Source organism: Ralstonia chuxiongensis, assembly GCF_024158925.1.
GTDB classification, from domain to species: domain Bacteria; phylum Pseudomonadota; class Gammaproteobacteria; order Burkholderiales; family Burkholderiaceae; genus Ralstonia; species Ralstonia chuxiongensis.
In genome coordinates, this window is the sequence record NZ_JAMYWC010000001.1 from 1,042,968 (window position 1) to 1,068,465 (window position 25,498).

The following is a 25,498-nucleotide window of genomic DNA, read 5'->3' on the forward strand; positions in this document are numbered from 1 at the left end:
GCATCGCCATCATTAGGCATTCATCATTCAATTCGCCAAGCGATTGAATAGCGCGATCGTGATGTTGAATTACCGTTAACCGGACAAGAAGAGCGCATACCAAGGCCGGTTCAATACGGAAGACGCCCAGCGGCATTCGGTGTGTTCTTCTCCAGTCAGGTGGATGATGTCTCGGATGCCCGTGGCTTGACGGTCGAAGTCGTCGCTGCAGTTGCTTCCGGCAACGTCACCGCCTGTTGGTGGCTTGATCCGGAGCCTGTGCTGACTGGCTGCTCCCGCACACGCGGCCCGACGGATTGCGGCTTAGGCTTGCGCTGCCCAAACAGCTTGCTGGACAGACTGCCGGACTTCTTGGGAGCGGAAGCAATGCCGGCCTTCGCATCCATTTGCTGTTTCAAGCGTTCCAGATGGGCGCGCGTGTCGTCGGGCCGCGAGCGCGGCGGCGACATGGCCAACATGTCGGCAAGCGACGGTGATCGCTGCCCGCGCGACGGGGCGGCAACCGGTTCCCGGTCGGGCTCTTCGTGCGCCGGTTCGATTTCGGAACGCGCGCCCTGCACGCTCTGATACAGCGGGATGTCCGATGACCCTTGGCGCTGCAGCGGGCGAGGTGATGGAGGCGCGCCGGCTGCAGCCTGAGTCGCCGCCGAAGTCTCCGGTGCGTGCTGATTTTCCTTCAACTGCGCTTCGTACTCTTTAAGCAGCTTTGCGTCGATCGTATCGAACACGATCTGCCGCTCGACCCTGAGCCCGGTGTTCTGCGTCAGGCGCAACCCCGCGTTGACGTTGAAGCCGTCGGCCTCGCTGTATTTTTCATAAGCACGCAAGCCGATGGGCATCCAGGAGTTGGGGGCGTTGATGGTCTTGGTGTATGACGCGGCAAGCTGCTCGTGCAGTTTGGTCTCGCTTTGCGGCGTCACCAGCGAAAGCTGCTGCAGATGGTTCAGCGCTTTCGCGGCGTCCGCGGTGAGGGCGCGCCGCACAAAGAAGGCGTTGTATGGGCTGTCCAGCAGACGCGCGGTATCGAGATTGTCATTGACGGCCTTGAGCCCCTTCGCCAGGCCGCCATCCGGATCGTTCCGGTGCGGATAGGCGAAGAACTTCACCCACTCCTGCTTGGTCGCTTCAACATACCGGGCGTAGTCGTGGAAGCTGTCGAATTCGAAATCGGCCACAGACTTTGTCGGCAACACATTGTCCCGATCGATCGCCAGGCGCAGCTTTACATTCGTGCCGCGCTCTTTGACCACCGCGCCACCCCCAAACAGATCGGCCGACGTATTGCCGATCGTGCCCGTCACTGCCGACGTGGTCAGCCCAAGGTTGATCTTGTGCCGGCTCAGCTTCTGCTCGCGCAGGTTGGCAATCCGGTATGTGCCGGTCGCGTCGAGCTGCTTGAATGTCGACAGCCATTGCTTCTCGAACGAGTAGCCGAGGCTTGTGCCGAGTGCCCCTGTCTCCTGCCTGCTCGCGCGGTGTTGGCTGGGGTTCAGCAGCTTGGTGACAGATACGCCGATCCCCGCCGACATCTCGCTGCGATGCGCGCGCGTCTTCTGATTGATCCAGCTGATCGAAAGATCCTTCTCGGCGTAGAACTCGCTGGCAAAGGCGTGGAAAAGCGCATCGGCATCGGGCATGCCCTCGGGCGAGCGGCGCCGCGCATCCGCGGCCGAGAACATGAAGTCGGTAACGCGTGAGAACAGCGCGCGGACTTCCGCATCTTTGGCCGCCGTCCGGCGCGGGATGCGGACCATGATGCCGGTGGCGTCCGTGCGCTCGTGCTCGTACGGATTCACATCAACGTTGGCGCCAGTGCGGCAGCATTTGAACAGCTTGGCGCCAAAGAAACAGCCCGCGCCGATGCGCCCACGGTGGCGCTTTTCGGTGCCGATAAACAGCTCAGCGGCGTGCACAGGGTACGACATGGAGACCGCCGCTTCACGCCCCTTCTCATAGCGCAGATCGACACGGGCATTGCCGGCAACCGGAACGCCAAGTAGCCGCTTCTTCGCTTTGACAAGCGCCTTGGTAATGCCCTTGGTACTGAACCCGCCGGCGGTGCCACGGCTGAACCGGACCGTGTTGCCACCGGGAATCGTCTTCAGGTAGTCCACCAACATGGCACGCACGCTCTGCTGCGATCTGTCAGGCGGGGCCAGCGGCGGCGCCGTGACAATTTTTCGGGCGGCTTCCATTGCCTTTTGGAAAGGCTCGGCCCGCTCGACATTGAGGAAGTTTGCAAGCGCATGCAGGTCTTCAAAACCGAGGCGGACATTGCCAAGATGCTGCCTGACGCTTGCAATCGCCTGTTCAAGGGCTTCCGGAGAGCCCGATGTCACCTTGTGTGCCGCGTCTTCCGTGAACTTGCGAATACGCTGCTCGACATCTTCCGGCAATGCTGCGGGTGAGAGTTCGCGGCCCAGCACGAGTTGATGACCCTGGCGGGCGGCCTTGTGCTCGGGCATCCAGTCTTCAAGCGCGACGCGCAGGGCGATCCACTGGCAATGGGTGTCGCTCAACGCATTGGGGCGATGGGAAGTCCCGTCTCCGGCTTCAGTCGCTGCGGGCGGGGAGCTACCGCAAAGGTGCTCCATCTCAACAGCGACGGCCTGCACCACCTCGTCGACCGCCGGTTTCGCGAGCTCAGCTATCAACGCTTTCTGCTCGTTCGCCAAGACCGCGCGATCGCCCTGCGCCATGCCATTGCGCGCCGCGGAGAGCGGCGATTTGTGGTTGCTTGGCAATGTCGCGCGCCGGTCGTCGTCCATCCGATCGACCCACGCAAGTGACTTGAATAAGCGAGCCTTGAACTGGCTCAATTCGGAACCCGGTGCATCGTCAGTGAAGCCGTTGCGCCACGCGACCAGATCACTCTTTTCAGCGGCGCTCAAGGTTGCCGGACCGACACCGTGGATGAGCTTTGCGCTTGCATCGCTCACGCGCTGGGCGAAGTTCGTCGCGCTCGACACGGCCTCGTGTGGAGCGAGCCGCGCTGCAATCAGCGCCTCCGGGGTCGGCTGTGCCTTCAGCGCCGTGGCAATCACAGCGCCGGCCTGCAGATGGACGCGCAGATTGCCTTGATCAGTTGCGTCAAGATTACGGTTGCCCGTGGCCGCGAGCATGGCCTCGAAATTGCCTGTGGTCGCGGCATGCTGTAAAGCGCCCCACGCAACTGCCCGCCCCGATTCGGCATGCTTGAGCTGCTGGTCGTGTGCGTGCAGATGCGCCGGCGTCGAGACAACCGCAATCATCGCCTCCTGCGCCTCGCGTATTTTCTCGACGGTATGGGCGGAAACCTCAGCCGCACCCTTTTGCGCGTGCGCAGCCGGTTGCGAGCCGATTTCATCGGCCACCGCTTCGAGCGTGGCCAGGCATGCGGCGGCCGCCTCGGCGTTGCGCGCATCAAACTGCGCGTGGCTGTCGCGCACACCCGGCCAATCGGCGAGGGCCTGCGGGGCATGTCGTGCCGCCCCGCGCATGGCGATGGGGAAATCGCGCACCGTCTGGATGAAGGCCTGCAGCGCCTTGACATCGATTGCGTGGGATGGTGCCGACGACGACTCACCGCCCGAACCGGCGCCCGTGGTGCACCGGTTTGCCATCAAGGCCTCGCGCGTCTGCTCCAGCGCGCCCCGCAGGGCAAGGATATGAGAGTCACGCGATGTCTCGGAATGCGTTTTCGCGTTACCGATTTCGGCACCCAGGTCCGCATGCTTCAGATAAGAAAAGACGTCGCCATTGAGCGTTGTGGCGTTGCCTGGATCGAGACGCTCCTTGGCCGACACGAGCGCCAGCGATACCGCCATGGCAACGGCTGGCGAATGTGCCGCGGCCATCTCCCGGACTCCCGCAACGAATGCCTCAGGTTCGCTGCTGACTTTCGCAGCCAGCGCTTGCCCTTGCGTCGACTCCCAGTAGGCAATGACATCATCGACGTGTTCCAGCGCCTGAGCCGGTTTCGGCTGACCACTGTGGAGACTGGCGCTGGCATTGGTGATCGCGGAAATCTGGGTGCGCAGCCCTGTCATTGCCTGATTGAGCGCCTGCTCCGTTCTGCGTGCCGAACCAGAAGGACTACCGGGTTGCGGCGCGTCACCGCGCGCGGCGGCCATCCGCGCCGCAGATTGCTTGACGTGCGCGAAATCACGCAACGTGGTCGGTCTGCCGGCCCGCGAGTGCGCGCTAAACGGCGTGTTCCAATCGAGTCGACTCGCGCCGTCCTTCGTTACGCAGCTGAATGTGCTTTTGACTTGCGCACGCAATGCCTTGCCCACCCGCTTCACTACACCGACGTTGGTCTGCGGTGTGCCCGGCAGTGCAGGCGGCGCCGGGGGTGCCTTCTTCAAGCCGGCAAGTTCGCCACGCTGGCGAGACGCCTGTCTGGCAGGCGTGGATGGCGTATTTGTCTCGCCGGTCACCGCCTGTGACGACGAAGGTGTAGAGACAGAGGCACCGGACGAGATGCGGGGCAGTTTGAGTGGCATGGGTCAGCAGAGCGCATTGAACCAGGTTGGAACGCGTTCAAGTCTGCTTGCCCCACAGTGGGGCCGGCGTACACCATCCGAATGCGTGGCATCCAAAGCGAAGCTTGTCGGGCCACCGAGGTTGGACGAGCAACCCAGCGGTATTCAGTCTCCGTTTGAATGCTTCGATCTGAAATCACGCTGCACCACTGACAGCATCGTCAGGATGCATCGGGCATGTATGCACAGTTCATGACCAGCCGCTGTCATCTGGATTGGCTGCACGTCACGATTCACCAACGGAACGCTCGCCCACTTCTCCAACGACTGTATTTGCCTGGACAGGGCCGGTTGTGAAAGACAGCGCTTGCGTGCGGCGTGGGAAAAACTTCGTGTTCCCTCAAGCGCAATAAGTGCCTCCAGCCATTTCATTTGCATCGTCGAAACAAACTGCGCCAGTGATGATCAGGGAATGGGGTCTCAAGCAGAAACGGAAACGCATTCCGACGGCGTCTCACTGGCCAAAGCCAGTTTCTCGGGCTGGGCCAGGCCAACACAATGTCGCGCCAGCACGGCGGTGGGATCCACCAGCACAACGGATTTGCCGTTGGCCAGCGCAAACGCCGTCGTTTCTCCGTAGATGAGCGGCAGTTCGGTGCAGCCCAGGATGATCACCTTGGCGCCGGCCAGTGCAAGGTGCTCGATCGCCTCACGCAACGCCTCGCGACATGCGCCGTCGACATAGCCGGCCTTCACACCATGCTCGCCGTAGATGGCAGACATGACGCGTTCCTGGAACGGTTCCGAGGGCGTCATCAACGTGATACCGGCTGCCGTGGCAGCCTCGTGATAGACGCCGCTTGCGATCGTGCCGGAGGTTGCCAGCAATCCCACCGGCCGCACGGTGCCGTACTGCGAACGGATAAACGCGATCGTTTCTGTCAGCATGTTCACGATCGGGATCGCCAAGTAAGGCTGAATGTCCTGGACGAATGCGTGTGCCGTATTGCATGGGATAGCGATTGCGCTGGCGCCCTCAGATTCGAGCCGCTTGCACGTCGCGTAGAGGCTGACTGTCGGGTCAGCCTCCTGATGCAGCAAGTGTGCGGTGCGGTCTGGAATCTGAGGGTTCTGCTCCACGACCATCTTGATGTGGTCTTGGTCTCGGCTCGCTGGCGTGCTGCGTACAACTTTGTCCATGAAATCAACCGTGGCTGCCGGGCCGACACCGCCGACGATACCCAGCTTGAATACACGGCGTGGCCCCGATGCAGTGAATGACACCGCGTGCTCGGCATAGATGGCGTTGCCGTCGAGCACTGGGTAGCCGCGGCGCTGCAGCACCTGGCAAACCAGCGACAGCTCAGTCACCCCCGGAAGGATCCACTCCACGCCCTGTCGCTGCAGGCTTTCGCACGCATGCGCCAGGTGCTCGACGGCGTGACCTTCCAGCTTGCCTGCCTTGACACCGTCTTCGCCGTAGATGGCGTTCATGACGAAGGCTTGGTCGAGGCCGCCGGGATAGACAATGTCGTAGCGATCTGCAAAGTACCGCTCGAACAAGCCGGATCGCCGCACAAAATCCGACGCGACCACACCCAGCACGGCGCCTTTGGTGGCGATGCGGTCCACGTGCCGCCGCAACGCCGCCATCATGTCGACAATGGGTACAGTCAGCTCGCTCTGCAGTTCCTCGCGAAAGGTGTGGCTGGCGAAGCATGGCAGCAGGATGGAGTTCACTTCTCGCTGCGCAAGCGACTGGCACATCTGGAACACATACAGCTTGCGTGCCGTCATGCTGCACGTCACATTCAGCGGTGCACGTACATCCCGAAATGGATGCTGCTCGAACAGGAAGTGGAAGGCATCCTGCTCAGCCAGCACGGGCTCGCTACGTACCAGTTTGAAGAACAGATCGGCGCCGGCCAGCGACCCGAGCCCACCAATCACGCCGAATGTGTGCTGTTTCATGGTTGTCCCCCAACCGTCACACCGAAGGCGTGGCCGAGGTTGCGTGGCTGGTCTCCAGCTCGCTCGGCTGCTCCGCCTGTTCGTACTTCGCCACCACGGCAGTGGCCAGGCTATTGCCGATCACGTTGGTGGCCGTACGGCCCATGTCGAAGAACTGGTCGATGCCGATGATCAGCAGCAGACCCGCTTCAGGCAGATGGAACATCGGCAGCGTGGCCGCCACCACCACCAGCGAGGCACGCGCCACGCCGGCCATGCCCTTGCTCGTCAGCATCAGCACCAGCAACAGCGTCAGTTGCTGGGTGAAGCTCATCTGAATATTGTAGGCCTGCGCGATGAACAACACCGCGAATGCCTGGTACATCATCGAGCCATCGAGATTGAACGAATACCCCAGCGGCAGCACGAAGCTGGAGATACGCTTGGGCACGCCAAAACGGTCCAGCGCCTCGATCGTCTTCGGATAGGCGGATTCGCTGCTTGCCGTGGCAAACGCCAGCATCGTCGGCTCGCGAATCAGCCCCAGCGAACGACCCAGCAGCACGTAGCCGACGAAGAAAAAGATGGCCCAAAGCAGCGCCAGGCCCAGATAGAACTCGCCGATCAGCTTGCCGTACGTGACGAGCACGCCCACGCCTTCCACCGTGATGGCGGCGGCCATGGCGGCAAATACGCCCAGCGGGGCGAAACGCATCACATAGTCGGTAATGCGGAACATCAGCTTGGTCAGCTCTTCCAGGCCACGGCCGATCACGCTGTCCATCGGGTTCTTCATGGTCGACAGCGCGGCTCCGAAGAACAGCGAAAACACCAGGATCTGCAGGATCTCGTTGGCGGCCATGGCCTCCACGATGCTGCGCGGGAACACGTGCGTGATGAAGGCCTTGAGCGTGAAGTCGCCGGTCTTCAAGGCTGCCGTGGCGGTAGCTTCCGGCAGCGGCAGGTTCATGTACACGCCCGGCTGGAAGAAGTTGACCAGCAGCATGCCCAACGCCAGCGAGGTGGCCGATGCACACACGAACCACAGCATTGCGCGCAGACCCACGCGACCGACCGAGCGACCGCCGCTCATGCTTGCCAGGCCCGTCACCAGGGTTGAGAACACCAGCGGCGCGATGATCATTTTGATCATGCGCAGGAAGATGTCGGTGATGATGCTGAAGTACGAAGCGATGTCCTTGGCCGCCGCAGCGTCCTTGGCGTATTCGTGGCAGCCCCACCCGACGGCAACGCCCAGCAGCATTGCCAGACTGATATGGGTGGTCAAGCGTTTGGTATTCATGTTTCCCCCTTTTTGTGCACGGCCGGTCGCTCCGGCTCAGTGCGCTGTCTCTGTGGCTTTCTTCTCGTAAGTCGCCATCCCGATGCTGCCCATGTTAGGCAAACAGGGCCCGCTGGTTATGAGGATGTGGACTGGGCCGATGCGCATTCGGAATACTTTTCGCGCTGATGCGATCCATCATCTAGGGCATGCAGGAAGCGATATCGGATGGTTGCTCAGCCGACCACGACCCTAATGAGCAACGCTCGGAAAAATGTAGCTGAGCTAGGCAATCCGGAGCGGGACAGAAAACAGATGACGTCCGTCTAAGGGCGCTCAGAGCACAATTTTCGGCACCCAAAACACATCATGCCGAAGTTGCGCTGTCGCATTCGTCGGAGTCTTGCTGGCGACATGGCAAAGGCAACCGACTCTTTTGGGGGAGGAAACTAGCTATGCCACTGTTGTTCTCAGGGGCGCGACCAATCGCAGCGCCAATCGTCGTTTTGCTGTCTATCTTTGCGCCGGGCCTCGCTCTGGCCTCTTCCACGCCGGTCCTTGACCGCATCCGCGATACGGGCACCATCCGCCTCGCATACCGCGAGAGCTCCGTGCCGTTCTCGTTCTACGACACCGACAAAAAGCCCGTCGGCTATGCCATGGACCTCTGTCTGCGCGTGGTCGACAAACTGCGCACCGACCTCAAGCGGCCGGACCTGAAGGTGCAGTACGTGATGGTGACGCCCTCCTCTCGCATCCCGACCATTGCCGAAGGCAAGGCCGCCCTCGAATGCGGCTCGACCACCAACACACGTGAACGACGGGAGAAAGTGGCGTTCACCATCCCGCATTACATCGCGGGCAGCCGGATGATCGTGAAAACATCGTCGGGCATCCTGAAGTGGGACGATCTGCGCGGCAAGACTGCGGTGTCCACCAAAGGCACCACTAACATCACCGAACTGCGCAAGGTGAACGATGCACGCGTGCTGGGCATGAAGATTCTCGAAGCGAAAGACCATGCCGAAGCCTTTGCCATGGTTGAAAGCGGCAAGGCCGATGCTTTTGCAATGGACGACGTGCTGCTCTACGGATTTCGCGCCAACGCCAGGAGCCCGGGCGAGTACGCCGTCGTCGGAGACATGCTGACGGTCGAGCCCTACGCAATCATGCTCAGCAAAGACGACGCTGAGTTCAAGCACCTGGTTGATCGCGCGATGACCAACATCATCCTCGACTACGACGCCGAGAAGCTCTACAGAAAGTGGTTCCTGCAACCGATTCCGCCCAACGGGGTGAGGCTGGACATCCCGATGAACTTCCTGCTGCGCGACTCGTTCAAGTATCCGAGCGACAAGACCGCCGATTGAGTGCTGAATCGAACACTTCCCATGGCCTCCCTTTGGTGCTACCGATGCATTCTTTGCATAGCGCTAAAGCCGGGGGGGCCTTGGATCGATTAGCGTGTAACCAGCCGGGCCTCTCTGCCGGCGGCACCTCACCGATACTTCAAGAGGCTGTTCATGTTTGCTTCCATTCGAACGAAGATTCAACTGGCGTGTGTGACCATCGTGGTCTGCGCGCTGGTTCTGGCGGGCGGTCTCAACTATCTGGTCGCACAGGCTCACAATGAACAGGCCATCCAATCGAATCTGCAATCTGTCGCAAACGGACACGCAACGGGTATCGACGACTGGATTGCCAGCAAGCTGCAACTGATCGTCGCGCTTCAGGATGCGGCGCTGTCAGACGATCCGGTTCCCATGTTCCAGACCGTAGCCAAGGCGGGTGGACTGATCAAGGTGTATGTCGGTTATCCCGACAAGTCGTACAAGTTCTCGAACCCCGAAGGCATTCCGCCAACGTATGACCCAACCGCGCGCCCCTGGTACAAGCAGGCCGTGGAGGCGGGCAAGCCTGTGGTGACGCCGCCGTACGTGAGCGCGAGCACGGGCAAGCTGGTGGTGACATTTGCCGTGCCCGTCATACAGGGCGGTAGTCTCAAGGGCGTGATCGGCGGCGATGTGGCGATGGACAGCGTGATCGCCAACGTGAAGGCCATTCACCCGACGCCGGCCAGCTTCGGCTTTCTCGTCAACGCGGCCGGCAAGATCGTCGCGCACCCGAATGACAAGCTCACGCTCAAGCCCGCAACCGATCTGTCGGCAGGGCTGAACGAAGCCACGCTGGCATCGCTGGTGCAGGCGGAGAAGCCGGTGGAAGTGTCAGTGGATGGCGCATCCAAACTGCTCTACCGCCAAGGCGTAAAAGGCACCGACTGGGGCCTGGTAGTGGCGCTGGACAAGTCCGATGCCACGGCCGGTATGCGCTCGCTGGTGATGACGTCGATTGGCGCGCTGGTGGGCGTAGCCATCGTTGCAGCGCTTATCGTGGGTGCGATGACCTCGCGCGCATTCCGTCGCCTGTCGATGATCCGCGATGCCATGGACGACATCGGCTCGGGCAGCGGTGACCTCACCAAGCGTCTGCCGTCGGATGGCGAAGACGAAGTCGCGCAGATCGCCCGCTCGTTCAATACGTTTGCCGACAAGCTGACGGCGGTGATGCAGCAGATCCGCCTGGGCAGCGACTCGGTGCGCTCTGCCGCGCAGGAAATTGCTGCCGGCAATGCAGACCTCTCGCAGCGCACGGAAGAGCAGGCCAGCTCGCTGGAAGAAACCGCATCGAGCATGGAAGAACTCACGAGCATCGTGAAGCAGAACGCCGATAACGCGCGTCAGGCCAGCCAGCTTGCCGTGACGGCGTCTGACGTTGCCACGCGCGGCGGCAACGTGGTCGGCCAAGTGGTGCAAACCATGGGCGGCATCAACGAAAGCAGCAAGAAGATTGCCGACATCATCGGCGTGATCGAAAGCATTGCCTTCCAGACCAACATCCTGGCGCTGAACGCTGCGGTGGAAGCCGCGCGTGCTGGTGAGCAAGGCCGGGGCTTTGCGGTGGTGGCCAGCGAAGTGCGCAGCCTGGCGCAGCGCTCGGCGGGTGCGGCGAAGGAGATCAAGGCGCTGATTCACGACTCGGTGGATCGTGTGAGCAACGGCACGGCGCTGGTGGATCAGGCCGGTGTGACGATGGCGGAGATCGTCGATGCGGTGAAGCGCGTGACCGACATCATGGGCGAGATTTCGTCGGCGTCGGAAGAGCAGAGCAACGGCATCGAGCAGGTCAACCAGGCCGTCAATCAGATGGACCAGGTGACGCAGCAGAACGCCGCGCTGGTGGAGCAGGCGGCGGCCGCTGCGGAGTCGCTGGAGGAACAGGCCCATAGCCTCAACGAAGCGGTAGGAATGTTCCGACTCTCACGTCAATGAGCAGCGGGTGCCGCGTACTGCATGTTGATCGGTGCGGCGTCGGTATTCGCGGTCGGGCTCGATTCCAAGTGCCGGTTCGATATGGCCAAGAAGGCTGACCGCAATTTCCCAAATTGCTTCAAACAGATTCCACCTTGCTCGGAAGGATCGCGCTTTGGCGGCGTCGTATTTTAGGAATACGACTAGTCCGGCACCACCGCCGTCACCTCAATCTCCACCTTGGCCCGGTCCTCGACCAGCGCCGCCACCTCCACTGCCGTCATCGCAATGCTGAAGCTGCCGATCAGCTCCCGGAACGCCTTACCGATCTCTGGGTAGGCCTCCACGTAAGCCTTCTTGTCGGTCACGTACCAAGTCATGCGCACGATGTGTTCGGGCTTGGCATCGCCGGCGGCAAGTACCTCGACGATGTTCTGCAATGCCTGACGGACCTGCCCGGCCAGGTCATCCGTGTGGAACACGCCCTGCGCATCCCAGCCGATCATGCCGGCCACGAACACCATGCGCCCGCGCGCGGATACACCGTTGGCATAGCCCTTGGGGCGCGGCCAGTTAGGGGGGAGGAGTACTTCCATGATGCGATTCCTTCTAGTTCTATCGGGACTGTTGAACGCTCGCCTCGATCGCCTGCCGCACATCGGGCGGCATCGGCATCGCGCGATGCGTATTGAGATCGGTAAACACCAGTACCTGTTGGGAGCGCACGCGCTGTTCGTCGCCCGCCCAGCAATCCAGGTCCAACGTGAGCGACGCATTGCCGAGCCGCTCCAGCTTCAGCTTGAACTGCACGTCGTCGCCCATGCGGCTGATGGCGCTGAACTCGCAATGCAGCTTGACGATGGGCAGGCCGATGCGGCGCGGGCCCAGCATCTGCGCATACGAAACGCCAAGTCCATCGGTAAACCAGTCTTCGACCAGGCCGTTGAACAGCACGAGGTACTGCGGAAAGTAAACGATGCCGGCTGGGTCGCAATGCGCGAAGCGGATGCGCGCGGCGCGCTCGAAGTGGTAGCTGCTCATGATTTATCGTGCTCGCGCAGGCGATAGCGCAGCAGCTTGCCGACTTCACTGCGCGGCAGGTTCGTGCGGAACTCGATGGCGCGCGGGTACTTGTACGGCGCGACGGTCTGCTTCACAAAGTCCTGCAGCGTCTTGACCATCTCCGGCCCCGCCGTGTGGCCCGGATGCAATACAACGAAGGCCTTGACGATCTGCCCGCGCTCTTCGTCGGGCTCGCCGATCACGCCGCACTCGGCCACGGCCGGATGCTGCATCAGCGCGTCTTCCACCTCGGGCGCGGCAATGTTGTAGCCCGAGGAGATGATCATGTCGTCGGTGCGCGAGTGGTAGTGGAAGTAGCCTTCCTCGTCCATCACGTAGGCATCCCCCGTGAGGTTCCAGCCGTTGCGCACGTAGGCACGCTGGCGGTCATCGGCCAGGTAGCGGCAGCCAGTCGGGCCCTGGACTGCCAGGCGGCCCACTGTGCCCGGGGGCACGGGATTGCCGGCGTCGTCCACCACCCGTGCGACATAGCCGGGGACGGCCTTGCCGGTGGCGCCGGGGCGCACGTCGGCATCGGCGGCGGAGATGAAGATATGCAGCATCTCGGTCGCGCCAATGCCGTCGATCAACTCGATGCCGGTGGCGTTCTTCCACAGCGTGCGTGTGGCAACCGGCAGCGCCTCGCCCGCTGACACACAGCGGCGCAGCGGCGTGGCACGCAGCTCGTCTCCGCGCGCCGCGATGTTGCGGTACGTGGTGGGCGCGGTAAACAGCACCGTCGCGCCAAACGTGCGGATGCCATCGACCAGATCGTTTGGCGATGCCTTCTCCAGCAGCACCGTCGATGCGCCCACGCTCATCGGAAACAGCAGCAGGCCGCCGAGCCCGAACGTAAACGCCATCGGCGGGCTGCCAATGAAAATGTCGTCCGCGCGCGGCTGCAACACATGCGGCGGCCAGCACGCGCAGATGGCCAGGATGTCGCGGTGAAAGTGCATCGTCGCTTTCGGCACGCCCGTCGTGCCCGACGTGAAGGCGAGCAGGCACGTGTCATCTGCGGCCGTATCGACGTTGCTGAAGGTGGCCGGCTGGCGCGCCATGGCGGCCTCCAGGCCTTCCGGCGTGTCATCGTGAAAACACAGCATCTGCACGGGCTTGGCGGCTTGCGCTACTGCATCGCGTAACTCGTCGACGAGCCGCGCATCGCACAGTGCGACGCCGATCTCGCCCTTGCCCAGGATCTGCCCAAGCTCTTTGGCGCGCAGCAACGGCATGGTCGTCACCGCAATCGCGCCCACCTTCATCACCGCAAACCAGCAGGCGGCCAGCATCGGGCTATTGGGCGAGCGCAGCAGCACGCGGTTGCCCGGCACCACGCCCATCTCATTGACCAGCACGTTGGCGATGCGGTTGGCATGCGCCTGCAGGTCGGCATACGTCCAGCGGATGCCGGGCGCCTGGATGCAGAGCCGGCCGCCCTCGCCTGCGGCAACGCGGCGGTCGAGCAGTTCGGTTGCGCAGTTGAGCTGCGGCGGAAACTGCAGCGCCGGCAGGTCGAAGCGGTACACCGGTTGCAGCTCCGCTGGCGGCAGCCGGTCGCGGGCGAAGGTGTCGATATGGGCGCTGGGCATGGCGAGCTCTCCGTCTCTGGGCTGGGCAGTGTCAGTGCGTTGCCGGCGTGGCCGCGCGCAGCAATTCGCGCGCGATGATGAGTTGCTGCACTTCAGTCGCGCCTTCGTAGATCCGCAGCGAGCGGATCTCGCGGTACAGGCGCTCCACCGGCTGCTCGCTCACCACCCCCAGGCCGCCCCACATCTGCACGGCGGCGTCGATCACCTGCTGCGCGTTCTCGGTGGCGGTCAACTTGGCCATGGCCGCCTCGCGCGTCACGTTGCGGCCCTGGTCGCGCTGCCACGCAGCGCGGTACGTCAGCAGCGCGGCGCTGTCGATGGCGGTCGCCATCTGCGCGAGCTTGGCCTGCGTCAGCTGGAAATCCGCCAGCACGCCGCTGAACATCTTGCGGGTGGTGGCGCGCGCAAGCGCTTCGTCCAGCGCGCGACGCGCAAAGCCCAGCGCCGCTGCAGCCACCGACGTGCGGAACACATCCAGCGTGCGCATCGCCACCTTGAAGCCCTCGCCTGCCGCGCCCACGCGCTGGCTGGCCGGAATGCGGCAATTGGTAAAGCGCAGGCGCGCGAGCGGGTGCGGTGCAATCACGTTGATGCGCTCTGCAATCTCAAAGCCTGGCGTACCGGCCTCGACGATGAACGCACTGATGCCGCGCGAACCCGGCGCCTCGCCGGTGCGGGCAAACACGACGTAGAAGTCGGCGATGCCGCCGTTGGAAATCCACGTCTTCTCGCCGTCGAGCACGTAATCGGTGCCGTCCTCACGCGCGGCGCAAGCCATGGCCGCGACATCGGAGCCGGCATCGGGTTCGGACAGCGCAAACGCAGAGATGGCCTCACCACGCGCGACCTTCGTCAGATAGCGCTCGCGCTGCTCGGGCGTGCCGTGCAACGAGATGGCGCCCGAGCCCAGCCCCTGCATCGCAAAGGCAAAGTCGGCCAGGCCGGAATGGCGCGCCAGCGTCTCGCGGATCAGGCAGATGGCGCGCGTGTCGATGGTCTCGCCAGCGCCGCCGTGCGCGGTGCCGCCCACGGCGTGGCGCAGCCAGCCCGCTTGCCCGAGCGATTTGACCAGCGCGCGGCATTCGGCATCCACATCGGGGCCGTGGTCGTGCGGGATGTGCTTCGTGGCCCAAGCGTCCAGCTCGGCTTCGAGCTGCCGGTGCTTGTCGTCAAAGAAGGGCCACTGCAAATAGTCCTTGTCGCTCATCTCAGTTGCCCTCGAATACCGGTTTTTGCTTGGCGACGAACGCGTGATAGGCGCGCGAGAAGTCTTCGGTCAGCATGCAGATGGCCTGCGCCTGGGCTTCGGCCTCGATCGCCTGCTCGATCGTCATCGTCCATTCCTGATGCAGCATCGTCTTGGTGATGCCGTTGGCGAAGGTCGGCCCAGCGGCCAAGTCAGCGGCCAAGGCTTGCGCTTGGCTCCGCACCTCGGCCGGCTCACACAGGCGGTTGAAGAAGCCCCAGCGCTCGCCCTCTTCACCGCTCATCGAGCGGCCGGTGTAGAGCAACTCGCTCGCGCGGCCCTGGCCGATGATGCGCGGCAGGATCGCGCAGGCGCCCATGTCGCAGCCGGCCAGGCCAACGCGGTTGAAGAGGAACGCCGTCTTGCTGCGCGCCGTGCCCAGGCGCAGGTCGGAAGCCATCGCCAAAATGGCGCCCGCACCCGCGCATACGCCATCAATTGCGGCGACGATCGGCTGCGGGCACGCACGCATCGTCTTCACCAGCTCGCCCGTCATGCGCGTGAACATCAGCAGTTCGGGCGCCTTCAGTTGCACGAGCGGGCCGATGATCTCGTGCACGTCGCCGCCGGAGCAGAAGTTGTCGCCCGCACCGGCCAGCACGATGGCCTTGACGTCATCTGCCCACTTGAGCTGATGGAACAGGTCGCGCAGCTCGGCATACGAATCGAACGTGAGCGGGTTCTTGCGCTCGGGCCGGTTGAGCGTGATGGTGGCAACGCCGCCTTCCACGCTCCACAGGAAATGCTTGGCTTGATAACCCGCCAGCGGGCGGCGGTTGCCGGCCAGCAGGGCCGGGTCAATGCGGTCGGTCATGGTTTGGTCGGGTTCGTTTGAAGTTGTTCGTCGCGCGCGTCCAGCTCGGTCTCACGCTGAGCAAGGTGCACGCGCAGGTGGCCGAGCTGCGCATACAGTGCGTCTTTGTTGGCAATGCCCAGGCCATCGAACATCTCGATCAGCCAGCGTTCGTGCTCGGCAGCCATCTCGGCAAAGTGGCGGCGGCCGGCGTCGGTCAGCAGCACGCGAAAGGACCGGCGATCATCCGGATCCGCCTCGCGTTTGACAAGCCCTTCCTTCTCCAACTGGTCGGTCAGGCCGGTGACGTTGCCGCCCGTCACCATCAGGTAGCGCGACAGCACGTTCATGCGCAGGCCGTCCGGATGCCGGTCAAGCTGCGCCAGATAGTCGAAGCGCGGCAGCGTGGTGTTGAAGCGCGTGCGCAAGCGCTGGCGGATCTGCTGCTCGATCTGCGTGCTGCAGGCCAGCAGGCGCAGCCAGATCTTCACGTCCATGTGGTCGTCTACATGCGCGCGCGCTTCCAGGCCGATATGTTCGTCGCCCAGCGCCTGCACGACGGCGTAGTGGCCAGAGGCGCGCGTGGCGAGTGCGGTTTTGCGCCGGGTGCGTTCGGTGCTCACATCACCTCCCCGCCAGACACCGAGATGGCCTGCCCCGTGATGGAAGACGCGCCGTCGGAGCACAGCCACACCACGGCGTTCGCCACTTCATCGGGCGTGATCAGCCGGCCTTGCGGGTTGCCCTTCACCAGCTCGGCCAACGCTTCTTCTGCGCTGCGTCCGGTGCGCGCGACGATGCGGTCGATGCTCTCGCGCACGATGTCGGTTTCCGTATAGCCGGGGCACACCGCGTTGACGGTGACGCCGCGCGCCGCCATCTCCAGCGCCAGCGAGCGTGTGAGGCCGATCACGCCATGCTTGGCGGCCACATACGCCGACACATACGCATAACCGCGCTGCCCCGCCGTGCTGGCAATGTTGACGATGCGGCCGCGGCCCGACGCCTGCACATCGGCCAGCGCCGCCTGCGTGCACAGGAACGTGCCCGTCAGGTTGACGGCCAGCATGCGCTGCCATTGAGCAAGCGTGGTCTTCGCAAACGGTGCGCTCTCCGCCTGTCCCGCGTTGTTGACGAGGATGGAGATGGGGCCGAGCCCCGCGCGCGCGGATTCGAACGCCGCTGACACACTCGCCTCGTCGGTCACGTCGCACGTCACGACTTGCGCGCGGGCGCTGTCGGGCAACGTCTTTGCGGTGGCTTCCAGCACGTCGGCGTTGCGGCCCATCAGCGTGAGCGTGGCGCCCTGCGCGGCCAGTTGCTTGGCAATCGCAGCGCCAATCCCGCGCCCTGCGCCGGTAACGACGGCGTGGTGTCCAGCGAGCATCGCAGGCATCGCCATCTCAGACCCCCTGCATGCGGTTGGCCTGCTCCAGCGGCGACAACCCTGCCGCCTGCGCCGCCATGGCGCGCTCGCGCTCCAGGTTGCGCTCCAGCTGCAACTTGCCGGCGCGATATTGCTTGGGCCACGGAATGTCGAGATAACCGATGCGGGCGGCTTCGTTCAGCGTCCAGGCCGGGTTGGCCAGATGCGGACGCGCCACGGCGCACAGGTCGGCACGGCCGGCCGCAATGATGCTGTTGACGTGGTCCGCCTCTGAGATGGCGCCCACGGCGATGGTGGCGATGCCCGCCTCGTTGCGCACGCGGTCGGCGAACGGCGTCTGAAACATGCGGCCGTACACCGGCTGTTCCTTCTTGCTGACCTGGCCCGACGAGCAATCGATCATGTCGGCGCCTGCGGCCTTGAAGATGCGCGCGATCTCGACCGCATCGTCCGGCGTGATACCGCCTTCCACCCAGTCGTGCGCGGAAATGCGCACCGACATCGGCTTCGTGCTCGGCCACACCTCACGCACCGCGTGGAAGACTTCGAGCGGAAAACGCAGCCGGTTTTCCAGCGCGCCGCCATATTCGTCATTGCGCTGGTTCGTCAGCGGAGAGATGAACGACGACAGCAGATAGCCGTGCGCGCAGTGCAGCTCCAGCCAGTCGAACCCGGCTTCTGCCGCCAGGCGCGCCGAATGGACGAAGTCGTCACGCACGCGGTCCATGTCGTCGCGCGTCATGGCGTGCGACCACTGGCTCACGCCATCCAGATACTGCTGTGGCGATGCGGAGATCAGCGGCCAGTTCTGCCCGTCTTCCAGCGGCAGATCGATGCCCTCCCACGCCACGCGCGTCGAGCCCTTGGCACCGGCGTGGCCGAGCTGAATCCCCAGCTTCGCATCGCTGTTGGCATGCACGAACTGCACGATGCGCGCCCAGCCATCACGGTGGTCGGTGTTCCACAAACCCGGGCAGCCGGGGGTGATGCGCGCATCCGGCGATACGCAGGTCATCTCGGCCATCACCAGGCCCGCACCGCCCATGGCGCGGGCGCCCAGGTGCACGAGGTGATAGTCCGCCGGTTGGCCGTCTTCGCACGAGTACTGCGCCATGGGCGACACCACCACGCGGTTCTTGAGCGTGACGCCACGCACCGTGAACGGCGTGAACATCGGCGGCACCGGGCCGTGCTGCGGGCCGCGCGGCGCGCCTGCCTGCTCGGCAATCCAGTCTTCAAACGATTCGAGATAGCGCTTGTCGCGCTGGCGCAGGTTCTCGTGGCTGATGCGCTGGCTGCGCGTGAGCAACGAATACGCAAACTGCTCCGTCGGCAGGTTGGCGTAGCGGTCTACGTTTTCAAACCACTCCGTCGAGTTGCGTGCCGCGTTCTGGATGCGCAGCACTTCCACGCTGCGCACCGCCTCGTAGTGCTTAAGCGCGGCACGCAAATCGCCGGGATGCTGGCCGATGCTGCGCGCCAGTTCAATCGAATCTTCCAGCGCCAGCTTGGTGCCCGAGCCGATCGAGAAGTGCGCCGTGTGCGCGGCGTCGCCCATCAGCACCACCGGCGTGTTGTGCACATTGGTATGCACCCAGTGCCGGCAAACCACGCGCGGAAACCGAATCCACTGCGCCGAGCCCCGCAGGTGCGTGGCGTTGGAAATCAGCTTGTTGCCGTCGAGATACTTGGCGAAGAGGCGCTCGCAATAGGCGATGGCATCTTCCTTCTCCATGGTCTCCAGCCCGGCGGCGCGCCACACCTCTTCGGGCGCCTCGACAATGAAGGTGGAGGTTTCGTCATCAAAGCGGTACGCATGCGCCTGGAACCAGCCGTGCTCGGTTTCTTCAAACGCAAAGGTGAAGGCGTCGAACAGCTTGTGCGTGCCCAGCCAGACAAAGCGGCAGCGGCGCGTGTCGATATCGGGCTGATACGTCGCGGCGTATTTGGTGCGGATGCGGCTGTTCAGGCCGTCGCTGGCAATGATGAGGTCCGCATCGGCGTAGGCGCCATCGTTTTCCAAATCCTTGTCTTGCACGTCGGTTTCGAAGACGAGCTTGACGCCCTCTTCTTCGCAGCGCGCCTGCAGGATGTTCAGCAGCCGCTTGCGCCCGATGCCGCAGAAACCATGGCCGCCCGAGCGCACCACCTGGCCGCGGATGTGGACTTCAATGTCGTCCCAGTGGTTGAAGGCGTCGAGAATCTGCGCGGCGCTCTTGGCGTCGGCGCGCTGCAGGTTGCCCAGCGTCTGGTCGGAGAACACCACGCCCCAGCCGAAGGTGTCATACGGGCGGTTGCGCTCCACCACCGTGATGTCGTGCGACGGGTCCTGCAACTTCATCAGCAGGGCAAAGTACAGGCCAGCCGGCCCACCACCAATACAGACAATCTTCATGACAACGGCTCCGCGTTCGATGCGGTATTACCTTAGTCATGAATAGTTTAGTTGTAAAGCAATTTGCTCAGACGGCGCCCCGGGGTTTACACCAAACCGGGCGGCGCCAAGTTCACACCCGCATGTGAGCCCCCACTCAGCCCAGGCGCTGCTGGAAGAACGCGAGGATCTCGTCACGGGCCGCGAGCGTGGGCTCCCCGGCCGCGTCGATCAGGTGGGCGGTCACCACGCTGTGCGGACAAGGCACATGCTGGGCAAAGAACGACGGCGGGTTCGGGTGCGCGGCGCTGTCGGGCAGCACACGCCCCACAAAGCGGCTGCCCAGCGCATCCGCATACGCCGCAAAGCGCTGAGCGCGGCAGAAGCGGTCGCCCTCAAACCGGTAGGCCAGCACGGTCAGGTCTTCCTGCTCCAGCCGCTGGCGCACGGCGGCCGCTTCCTCCGGCGCAATCTCGATCCCGGCCGGCTCGTTCAACGGCAAAGACGGCTGGCACAGCACGGGCGCCAGCATGGCCGGCTCCAACATCATCGTCAGCGCAAAATTGCCTGTGAAGCACATGCCGATGGCCCCCACGCCCAGGCCGCCGCACTCCGCATGGGCCAGCCGCGCCAGCGCGCGCAGCCATTGCGTGACCGGGCTCGACTGGTTGGCCGCAAAGGCGCGGAATTCTGCGCTCACGCACGCATGGCGGAAAACCTCCGCGCCGGCATCCGCCTCGGGCACCGCGCCATCGCGGCCGAACAACGACGGCATATAGACCGTCAGCCCCGCATCGCGCACCCAGCGCGCAAACCGCGCCACATGCGGGCTGATGCCCGGCATCTCGGCCATGACGATCACGCCCGGGCCTGCGCCAGCCACGTACACGGTCTTGGTGATGCCATCCAGCGTGATCTGGCGGCGCGTGAAGTCTTCCAGGCGGTCGTCCTGCAGCGGGGGCTGGCTTGTCATGCGTGGGCTCCGTTGGAGTGGCGTGGCTCAGGCGACGAGGTGCTGCAGGTGTGCATAACCCGCCGCCCTGGCGAATTCCGGCAGCGTCCACAGCGCACCGTTCACGCCCCAGGTGCCGTCGGCCACGTCATGCAGCATCACGGAGGTCACCACGCGCCGGGCATCGGCGGCCGGCAACGCCTGCGCAAACGCTTCGTGCATCTGCTGAACGAAGCGCGCACGCGCATCGGCATCCAGCACACCCGCCGGCACGTGGGCAACGGCCAGGCACGGCACCACCTGCGTTGTCACGTCCACCCCGCCGCGCCACCAAGAGGCGGCCGGCACGTCTTCCATCACCACCCAGGTTGTCGCCCGCCGGCGCGGATCATCGGGAATCTGCTCGGCCTGCGCCGCAGCCTCGGTGATGCGGCGTGCGAGCGCCGCGCGTGCGTCACCGTCAAAGGTGTTGGCAGGAATCTTGACCAGGATGTTCGGCATGTAGGCACTCGTGAGCGTTGTTGACATGCCTGCATTGAACCCGCGCAGCCGCTAGACTGGCAGTGTCGATTTCGACATCTTTCGGGCAACTTTGGTCATGGCCGATTTCACCATCCTCGTACTCTCGGGCGCCTACGCCACCAGCGTGGCGGCCACGCTGGACATCTTGCAGGCCGCGTCGACACTCGCCCCGCGCGTCAAAGCCGCACGCCCCACGTGGCGCGTACTCTCAGCCGACGCGCCCAGCGTGCAGCTGAGCAACGGCATGCAGGTGGAGGCCAGCGCGCTGCCACAACGCCCGCGCCCCGATGGCAGCACCTGGATCGTGCCCGGCCTGGGCCTGGACCATGCGGACGTGATTGCCACGCGCCTGGCGCAAGACGATGCCCAGCGGGCAGCGCGCGCCCTGGCCGCGCAAGTGGCGGCGGGCGGTCAGGTTGCGGCATCGTGCTCGGCGGTGTTTCTGTTGCAGGCGGCGGGGTTGCTGCCTGGGCGCTGTGTCACCACATCCTGGTGGCTGGCCGCCACGTTGCGGCAGTGGGAACCCGCATGCACCGTCGACGCAGACCGCATGGTGTGCGCCGACGGCCCGATCGCCACCGCCGGCGCCGCCTTTGCGCAGACCGACCTGATGCTGCACCTGCTGCGCACGCGCTTTGGCGTGGCGCTGGCCGATGCCATAGGGCGTGTGCTGCTGATCGACGGCCGCCACGCGCAGGCGCCGTTTGTGGTGCCCGCCATGCTGGCCAACGGCAATGCGCTGATTGCCCAGCTGGTGGCACGCATTGAAGCCGCCCTGCCCACCCCGCCCAGCGTGCAGGCGCTGGCCGACGAACTGGCCATGTCGCAACGCACGCTGTCGCGGCACGTGCGCGAGGCCACCGGCAGAAGCACCCTGGCCCTGGTGCAGAGCGTGCGCCTGAACCGCGCCCGCATGCTGATCGAATCCAGCCGCATGACGATCGACAGCGTGGCCGAAGCCGTCGGCTACGAAGACGCCACCGCGCTGCGGCGCCTGATGCGCAAGGTGTCGGGCACCAACCCCAGCCAATACCGCCCGGCCGCCTAGGGGCCTGGGGTTACAGGCCGTTACACAAGAAGCTGCAGAACTTTAATTTTCGTTTAAGACTTGACGCCTAACTTGGTCACGTCGCACCCACCCAGACAGGAACCCACACCATGTCACCGCAAGAACAGCAAGCGCTGGAAAACTTCCTGGCCCAACTGACGCAAGCCCGCGCCGCAGCCAAGGACCCGCAGGCCGAAGCCCGCATCCTCGACGCCGTGGCGCGCCAGCCAGACGCGGCCTATCTGCTCGTGCAACGCGCCATGCTGCTCGACGGGGCGCTGGCATCGGCGCAGGCGCAAATCGCCTCGCTGCAAAACCAGTTGCAGGCAGCGCAAGCCGGCCGCAGCGCGTCGTTCATGGATTCCGCCAACAACTGGGGCAGCCACGCCAACAGCCCGGCGCCCAATCCCGCCTACGCCCCGCAGCAGGCGGCCCCCATGCAAATGCCGCCGCAAGCGCAGCCGGCTCCGGCGCAACCCGCGCGTTCGGGCTTCTTTAGCGGCGGTCTGGGTAGCACGCTTGGCAGCGTCGCGACCACGGCAGCCGGCGTGGCCGGTGGCGCGCTCCTGTTCCAGGGCATCGAAAACATGTTCCACCACAACAGCGGCGGTGGCGGCTTCTTCGGCCAGCAGCCGGTGATGGGCGGCACCACGGAAACCGTCATCAACAACTATTACGACAACGATAGCGGCGGTAACAGCGGCAATACCAACACGGCCTCGCGCGACGACAGCCTCGGCCTGATGGACGACAGCGACCTGGGCGGCAGTGATTATTCCGATGACGATTCGACGTTGAGCTGATCGCGCCATCCGGCGTTATGGCCGGCGATGCCCCCGCCGCTCGGAGCCATCCAGAGATGGCGGGAGGCCCGTCAACCAAGTTGATGTGAGCAGGCCGCCGCCCCCGCAACACTCACTCAAGATAAGGCTTCAACAGCCCTTCGATCCATGCCATGAAAGCCCGGACGCGCGGCGACAAATTGCGCCGATGCGCCACCACGAACGACGCAGGCAGCGGCTCCGGGCGCAGGTCGGGCAGCACTTCCACCAGCGCACCGCTTTGGATATGTGGCGCAAGCGCGGTGTATCCCGCCTGGATCAATCCAATGCCCGCGAGCCCGGCCGCGTGATACGTCTGCACGCTGTTGACCTGCATGGCACTTGGCAGCGGAAGCCACGCATAACCATCGCCGTCGGGGTATTGCCACCCGGCGTGCCTGGTGCCAAGCGTGAGCGTGTAATGCACCATCTGATGCCCCTGGCTGAGCAGGTCTTCCAGCGTATGCGGGACGCCATACCGTTCCAGATACGCGGGGCTTGCCGCATTCGTCATGCGCAGCTTGCCGAGCGGCCGCGCAATCATCGTTTCATCGGTGATGGGCCCGAAACGGATCACGCAGTCGAAGCCTTCCTGGACGATATCCACGCGCCGGTCCGTGCTGGAAAGCTCCAGTTGCAGCTCCGGATGCGCCGCCATCAGCTGCGGCAGCGCAGGCACCACGACACTGCGTGCCAGCTCGGTCGGCAGATCGACGCGCAGCCGGCCGCGTAACGGCCCGCCGTTCGCCAGGAACATCGATTGCAATTCCTGGGCTTCGGCCAGCAGGTCCCGCGCGCGTGCATAGAATTCGCGGCCGTCTTCGGTCAGCTGCACGCTCCGCGTGGTCCGGTGCAGCAGCGCGACGCCCACATCCCGTTCCAGCGTGCGGATCACCGTTGAGACACGTCCCTTTTGGATGCCGAGGCTTTCCGCCGCGCGCGTAAAGCTCGTCATTTCAGCCACACGGGCAAAGATCAACAGCGCGTCGAGGTTTTGCATTGTTCATCCGGTGAAGAACAGAACGTTCAAATTGGCGTCGTTTATCACACCGTCACAGCTCAGTAGAGTGGCCTCCCATGTCGTCCACAGCGGACCATGTTCACGATAGGAAGCCACCATGACTGAAACCACCACCCAAGCAAAAACGGCCGTCGTCTATCACTCCGGCTACGGGCACACCGCCCGCATGGCAAGCGCTGTTGCCGAAGGCGCCGGCGCAGACCTCGTCGCCATCGACGCCGAAGGCAACATCCCCGAAGACGCCTGGGCAACGCTCGCCGCAGCGGACGCCATCCTGTTTGGCTCGCCAACCTACATGGGTGGTCCAAGCTGGCAGTTCAAGAAGTTCGCCGACGCATCGTCGAAACCGTGGTTCGAAGGCGCGTGGCAAAACAAGGTCTTCGGCGGCTTTACCAACAGCGCGAGCATCAATGGCGACAAGCTCAACACGCTCGAATACTTCGTCCTGCTCACGGGGCAGCACGGCGGCATCTGGGTCAGCATGGATATCAAGCCTGCGAACGTAAAGGCCTCTAAGCGCGACGACCTGAACCGCATGGGATCGTACATCGCGCCGATGGCGCAGACGCCGGCCGATGCCTCGCCCGAAGAAATGTCGGCGGGCGACCTTGAGACGGCGCGCCGTTATGGGGCACGGGTGGCGATGGTTGCGACGCAGCTTCGCGCGGGGCGCACAGGCGCGCTGAAATGATCGTCCGTCAGGACGCGAGCCGGCGGCCCCACCCCGCGGAGCTAGCGTATCGAAGCAGCGGCGCGGGCGGTAGAGTGGCCACCGGTGAAGCTTCTGGCGGCCGTCGACTTACGCGGAATGCGTCAGCCCATCGCTACTGCTCGCGATAGCCGCGCCGCTCGATGGCGGCCAGCACATCCCACGCTTGCGGATCGACGTCGTGACCCCCTAGCGACATCGACACATACACATCGATCGCGTCAACAAAGCCCTTCACGAATACGGCTGGAAAGCTGTGAGCCGAGAAACTCTGGAGCTGCTCGCGCAGCATGCCAGGCCGGCATTGGCCATGCGTGCACATCGCGGTGCGCGTGCGCTTGAGATAGGCCTGGCCCGCGAGCGCGCCGTTCAGGTAAATGCGATTCTTGGTGAGCTTGCCCGCTGCCGCTGACATGGCGTCGGCGCGAGGGGCGGAAGGTGGTGGCGAGGGGTATGAAGCGATTGGCATAGAGCCTCCTTGGGTAATTGGAGACCCGCCGCTCATTTCCACGTGAGGGTGGCGGGCCCGACAGCGGAGGTGGAAAACTGACACCCAAGGAAGCCAGCCAGCCCGTAGGCTGCTCCGCCCGGCCCGCCATAAAACAGGCGTGCGTAAGCGTCTCGGACAAAATGCTGTCCGCCTTGGGTCAATGTCGGGTTTCCACGCCCGGCTGCCGTTGGTCCGGCAGCGGAGGGATTATAGCGACGGGGCCGGCAGCCGAGGTCTGATTTGTCTTTGTCGGGGCCCGGCGCTACACGTCCCACCCCCAAACCCTCGCGCCCCACTCCCAGACACCCAAGCTCGACCCTCAGACACCCAAGCGCCAACCCCAAAGCCCCATGAATCGCCCCGGCCTCGGTAGACACCTGCAAGCCTCAAACTAGAGGTTAGACAGGAGAAGCAATGAGCGCACAGAGATACGCCGAGGAATTCAAGATCGAGGCAGTGAATCAGGTCATGGACAGAG

The 25,498-nt window shown here is 64.1% G+C and carries 21 protein-coding genes; 5 read left to right on the forward strand and 16 right to left on the reverse strand.

From position 1 onward, the window contains the following. Window positions 1-155: 155 nt before the first annotated feature. The 4 genes from NKG59_RS04520 to NKG59_RS04530 form a co-directional block, all read right to left on the reverse strand. Window positions 156-4,112 carry a hypothetical protein gene (locus tag NKG59_RS04520; protein ID WP_253535621.1) on the reverse strand — a complete coding sequence of 1,319 codons (3,957 nt, stop codon included), beginning with the start codon at window positions 4,110-4,112 and terminating at the stop codon, window positions 156-158. Window positions 4,113-4,628: 516 nt separating this feature from the next. Further along, window positions 4,629-4,901 (reverse strand): LysR family transcriptional regulator, encoded by a 273-nt coding sequence (locus NKG59_RS26500; protein ID WP_392397950.1) that lies wholly within the window; start codon window positions 4,899-4,901, stop codon window positions 4,629-4,631. A gap of 42 nt (window positions 4,902-4,943) precedes the next feature. Next, window positions 4,944-6,434: a cysteate racemase gene (cuyB, locus tag NKG59_RS04525; RefSeq protein ID WP_253535622.1), complete on the reverse strand. Its 1,491-nt coding sequence runs from the start codon at window positions 6,432-6,434 to the stop codon at window positions 4,944-4,946. Between the two features lie 16 nt (window positions 6,435-6,450). Beyond that, the gene (locus NKG59_RS04530) at window positions 6,451-7,716 is read right to left on the reverse strand and encodes a dicarboxylate/amino acid:cation symporter (RefSeq protein WP_253535623.1); all 1,266 of its coding nucleotides are present in this window, start codon (window positions 7,714-7,716) and stop codon (window positions 6,451-6,453) included. 434 nt (window positions 7,717-8,150) lie between these two features. On the opposite strand from NKG59_RS04530, the gene NKG59_RS04535 reads away from it, so the two are divergent. Together NKG59_RS04535 and NKG59_RS04540 are read left to right on the forward strand one after the other, a co-directional pair. Next, window positions 8,151-9,065 carry an amino acid ABC transporter substrate-binding protein gene (locus tag NKG59_RS04535; RefSeq protein WP_253535625.1) on the forward strand — a complete coding sequence of 305 codons (915 nt, stop codon included), beginning with the start codon at window positions 8,151-8,153 and terminating at the stop codon, window positions 9,063-9,065. 153 nt (window positions 9,066-9,218) lie between these two features. Beyond that, entirely contained in the window at window positions 9,219-11,024 is a 1,806-nt protein-coding gene (locus NKG59_RS04540; RefSeq protein ID WP_253535627.1) for a methyl-accepting chemotaxis protein, read from the forward strand. Window positions 11,025-11,206: 182 nt separating this feature from the next. On the opposite strand, the gene NKG59_RS04545 is transcribed toward NKG59_RS04540, so the two are convergent. The 10 genes from NKG59_RS04545 to NKG59_RS04590 all read right to left on the reverse strand — a co-directional run bounded on the left by NKG59_RS04545 (window position 11,207) and on the right by NKG59_RS04590 (window position 20,910). Continuing rightward, window positions 11,207-11,599: a RidA family protein gene (locus tag NKG59_RS04545; protein ID WP_045205569.1), complete on the reverse strand. Its 393-nt coding sequence runs from the start codon at window positions 11,597-11,599 to the stop codon at window positions 11,207-11,209. Window positions 11,600-11,618: 19 nt separating this feature from the next. After that, complete coding sequence (locus tag NKG59_RS04550) at window positions 11,619-12,044, reverse strand: acyl-CoA thioesterase (protein WP_253535629.1); 426 nt, start codon at window positions 12,042-12,044, stop codon at window positions 11,619-11,621. Further along, window positions 12,041-13,657: an AMP-binding protein gene (locus NKG59_RS04555; RefSeq protein ID WP_253535630.1), complete on the reverse strand. Its 1,617-nt coding sequence runs from the start codon at window positions 13,655-13,657 to the stop codon at window positions 12,041-12,043. The genes NKG59_RS04550 and NKG59_RS04555 overlap by 4 nt, the downstream gene beginning before the upstream one ends. A gap of 31 nt (window positions 13,658-13,688) precedes the next feature. Further along, the gene (locus NKG59_RS04560; protein ID WP_253535631.1) at window positions 13,689-14,864 is read right to left on the reverse strand and encodes an acyl-CoA dehydrogenase family protein; all 1,176 of its coding nucleotides are present in this window, start codon (window positions 14,862-14,864) and stop codon (window positions 13,689-13,691) included. Window position 14,865: 1 nt separating this feature from the next. Further along, entirely contained in the window at window positions 14,866-15,717 is an 852-nt protein-coding gene (locus NKG59_RS04565; protein WP_253535632.1) for an enoyl-CoA hydratase family protein, read from the reverse strand. Further along, window positions 15,714-16,319: a MarR family winged helix-turn-helix transcriptional regulator gene (locus tag NKG59_RS04570; RefSeq protein WP_253535633.1), complete on the reverse strand. Its 606-nt coding sequence runs from the start codon at window positions 16,317-16,319 to the stop codon at window positions 15,714-15,716. Before NKG59_RS04570 ends, NKG59_RS04565 begins: the two co-directional genes overlap by 4 nt. Further along, window positions 16,316-17,098, reverse strand: a complete 783-nt coding sequence (locus NKG59_RS04575) for an SDR family NAD(P)-dependent oxidoreductase (protein ID WP_253535634.1) — start codon at window positions 17,096-17,098, stop codon at window positions 16,316-16,318. Before NKG59_RS04575 ends, NKG59_RS04570 begins: the two co-directional genes overlap by 4 nt. A 1-nt stretch (window position 17,099) precedes the next feature. Next, entirely contained in the window at window positions 17,100-19,478 is a 2,379-nt protein-coding gene (locus NKG59_RS04580) for a bifunctional salicylyl-CoA 5-hydroxylase/oxidoreductase (protein WP_253535635.1), read from the reverse strand. Window positions 19,479-19,614: 136 nt separating this feature from the next. After that, window positions 19,615-20,430, reverse strand: coding sequence for a dienelactone hydrolase family protein (locus NKG59_RS04585; RefSeq protein WP_253535637.1), 816 nt, complete (start codon window positions 20,428-20,430; stop codon window positions 19,615-19,617). 27 nt (window positions 20,431-20,457) lie between these two features. Next, entirely contained in the window at window positions 20,458-20,910 is a 453-nt protein-coding gene (locus tag NKG59_RS04590; protein WP_253535639.1) for a tautomerase family protein, read from the reverse strand. Window positions 20,911-21,007: 97 nt separating this feature from the next. On the opposite strand from NKG59_RS04590, the gene NKG59_RS04595 reads away from it, so the two are divergent. Together NKG59_RS04595 and NKG59_RS04600 are read left to right on the forward strand one after the other, a co-directional pair. Next, window positions 21,008-21,979: a GlxA family transcriptional regulator gene (locus NKG59_RS04595; protein WP_253535641.1), complete on the forward strand. Its 972-nt coding sequence runs from the start codon at window positions 21,008-21,010 to the stop codon at window positions 21,977-21,979. Between the two features lie 110 nt (window positions 21,980-22,089). Further along, window positions 22,090-22,782, forward strand: coding sequence for a DUF2076 domain-containing protein (locus tag NKG59_RS04600; protein WP_253535643.1), 693 nt, complete (start codon window positions 22,090-22,092; stop codon window positions 22,780-22,782). Window positions 22,783-22,894: 112 nt separating this feature from the next. Here the strand turns inward: NKG59_RS04600 and NKG59_RS04605 are convergent, their stop codons facing one another. Continuing rightward, window positions 22,895-23,800: a LysR family transcriptional regulator gene (locus NKG59_RS04605; protein ID WP_253535645.1), complete on the reverse strand. Its 906-nt coding sequence runs from the start codon at window positions 23,798-23,800 to the stop codon at window positions 22,895-22,897. A 118-nt stretch (window positions 23,801-23,918) separates the two neighbouring features. On the opposite strand from NKG59_RS04605, the gene NKG59_RS04610 reads away from it, so the two are divergent. After that, window positions 23,919-24,512, forward strand: a complete 594-nt coding sequence (locus tag NKG59_RS04610) for a flavodoxin family protein (RefSeq protein ID WP_253535646.1) — start codon at window positions 23,919-23,921, stop codon at window positions 24,510-24,512. 133 nt (window positions 24,513-24,645) lie between these two features. On the opposite strand, the gene NKG59_RS04615 is transcribed toward NKG59_RS04610, so the two are convergent. Then, a complete protein-coding gene (locus NKG59_RS04615; protein ID WP_253535647.1) occupies window positions 24,646-24,999 on the reverse strand; it encodes a hypothetical protein in 354 nt (117 codons plus the stop codon). Window positions 25,000-25,498: the final 499 nt, after the last annotated feature.

What these genes read in the sequence shown, in the direction of transcription:
- NKG59_RS04565 (WP_253535632.1), bottom strand. Translation starts at nt 15,717, where the DNA reads ATGACCGACCGCATTGACCCGGCCCTGCTGGCCGGCAACCGCCGCCCG.
- NKG59_RS04580 (WP_253535635.1), bottom strand. Translation starts at nt 19,478, where the DNA reads ATGAAGATTGTCTGTATTGGTGGTGGGCCGGCTGGCCTGTACTTTGCC.
- NKG59_RS26500 (WP_392397950.1), bottom strand. Translation starts at nt 4,901, where the DNA reads ATGCAAATGAAATGGCTGGAGGCACTTATTGCGCTTGAGGGAACACGA.
- cuyB (WP_253535622.1), bottom strand. Translation starts at nt 6,434, where the DNA reads ATGAAACAGCACACATTCGGCGTGATTGGTGGGCTCGGGTCGCTGGCC.
- NKG59_RS04590 (WP_253535639.1), bottom strand. Translation starts at nt 20,910, where the DNA reads ATGCCGAACATCCTGGTCAAGATTCCTGCCAACACCTTTGACGGTGAC.
- NKG59_RS04575 (WP_253535634.1), bottom strand. Translation starts at nt 17,098, where the DNA reads ATGGCGATGCCTGCGATGCTCGCTGGACACCACGCCGTCGTTACCGGC.
- NKG59_RS04540 (WP_253535627.1), top strand. Translation starts at nt 9,219, where the DNA reads ATGTTTGCTTCCATTCGAACGAAGATTCAACTGGCGTGTGTGACCATC.
- NKG59_RS04560 (WP_253535631.1), bottom strand. Translation starts at nt 14,864, where the DNA reads ATGAGCGACAAGGACTATTTGCAGTGGCCCTTCTTTGACGACAAGCAC.
- NKG59_RS04530 (WP_253535623.1), bottom strand. Translation starts at nt 7,716, where the DNA reads ATGAATACCAAACGCTTGACCACCCATATCAGTCTGGCAATGCTGCTG.
- NKG59_RS04610 (WP_253535646.1), top strand. Translation starts at nt 23,919, where the DNA reads ATGACTGAAACCACCACCCAAGCAAAAACGGCCGTCGTCTATCACTCC.
- NKG59_RS04595 (WP_253535641.1), top strand. Translation starts at nt 21,008, where the DNA reads ATGGCCGATTTCACCATCCTCGTACTCTCGGGCGCCTACGCCACCAGC.
- NKG59_RS04535 (WP_253535625.1), top strand. Translation starts at nt 8,151, where the DNA reads ATGCCACTGTTGTTCTCAGGGGCGCGACCAATCGCAGCGCCAATCGTC.
- NKG59_RS04520 (WP_253535621.1), bottom strand. Translation starts at nt 4,112, where the DNA reads ATGGCCGCCGCGCGCGGTGACGCGCCGCAACCCGGTAGTCCTTCTGGT.
- NKG59_RS04615 (WP_253535647.1), bottom strand. Translation starts at nt 24,999, where the DNA reads ATGCCAATCGCTTCATACCCCTCGCCACCACCTTCCGCCCCTCGCGCC.
- NKG59_RS04600 (WP_253535643.1), top strand. Translation starts at nt 22,090, where the DNA reads ATGTCACCGCAAGAACAGCAAGCGCTGGAAAACTTCCTGGCCCAACTG.
- NKG59_RS04605 (WP_253535645.1), bottom strand. Translation starts at nt 23,800, where the DNA reads ATGCAAAACCTCGACGCGCTGTTGATCTTTGCCCGTGTGGCTGAAATG.
- NKG59_RS04550 (WP_253535629.1), bottom strand. Translation starts at nt 12,044, where the DNA reads ATGAGCAGCTACCACTTCGAGCGCGCCGCGCGCATCCGCTTCGCGCAT.
- NKG59_RS04585 (WP_253535637.1), bottom strand. Translation starts at nt 20,430, where the DNA reads ATGACAAGCCAGCCCCCGCTGCAGGACGACCGCCTGGAAGACTTCACG.
- NKG59_RS04555 (WP_253535630.1), bottom strand. Translation starts at nt 13,657, where the DNA reads ATGCCCAGCGCCCATATCGACACCTTCGCCCGCGACCGGCTGCCGCCA.
- NKG59_RS04545 (WP_045205569.1), bottom strand. Translation starts at nt 11,599, where the DNA reads ATGGAAGTACTCCTCCCCCCTAACTGGCCGCGCCCCAAGGGCTATGCC.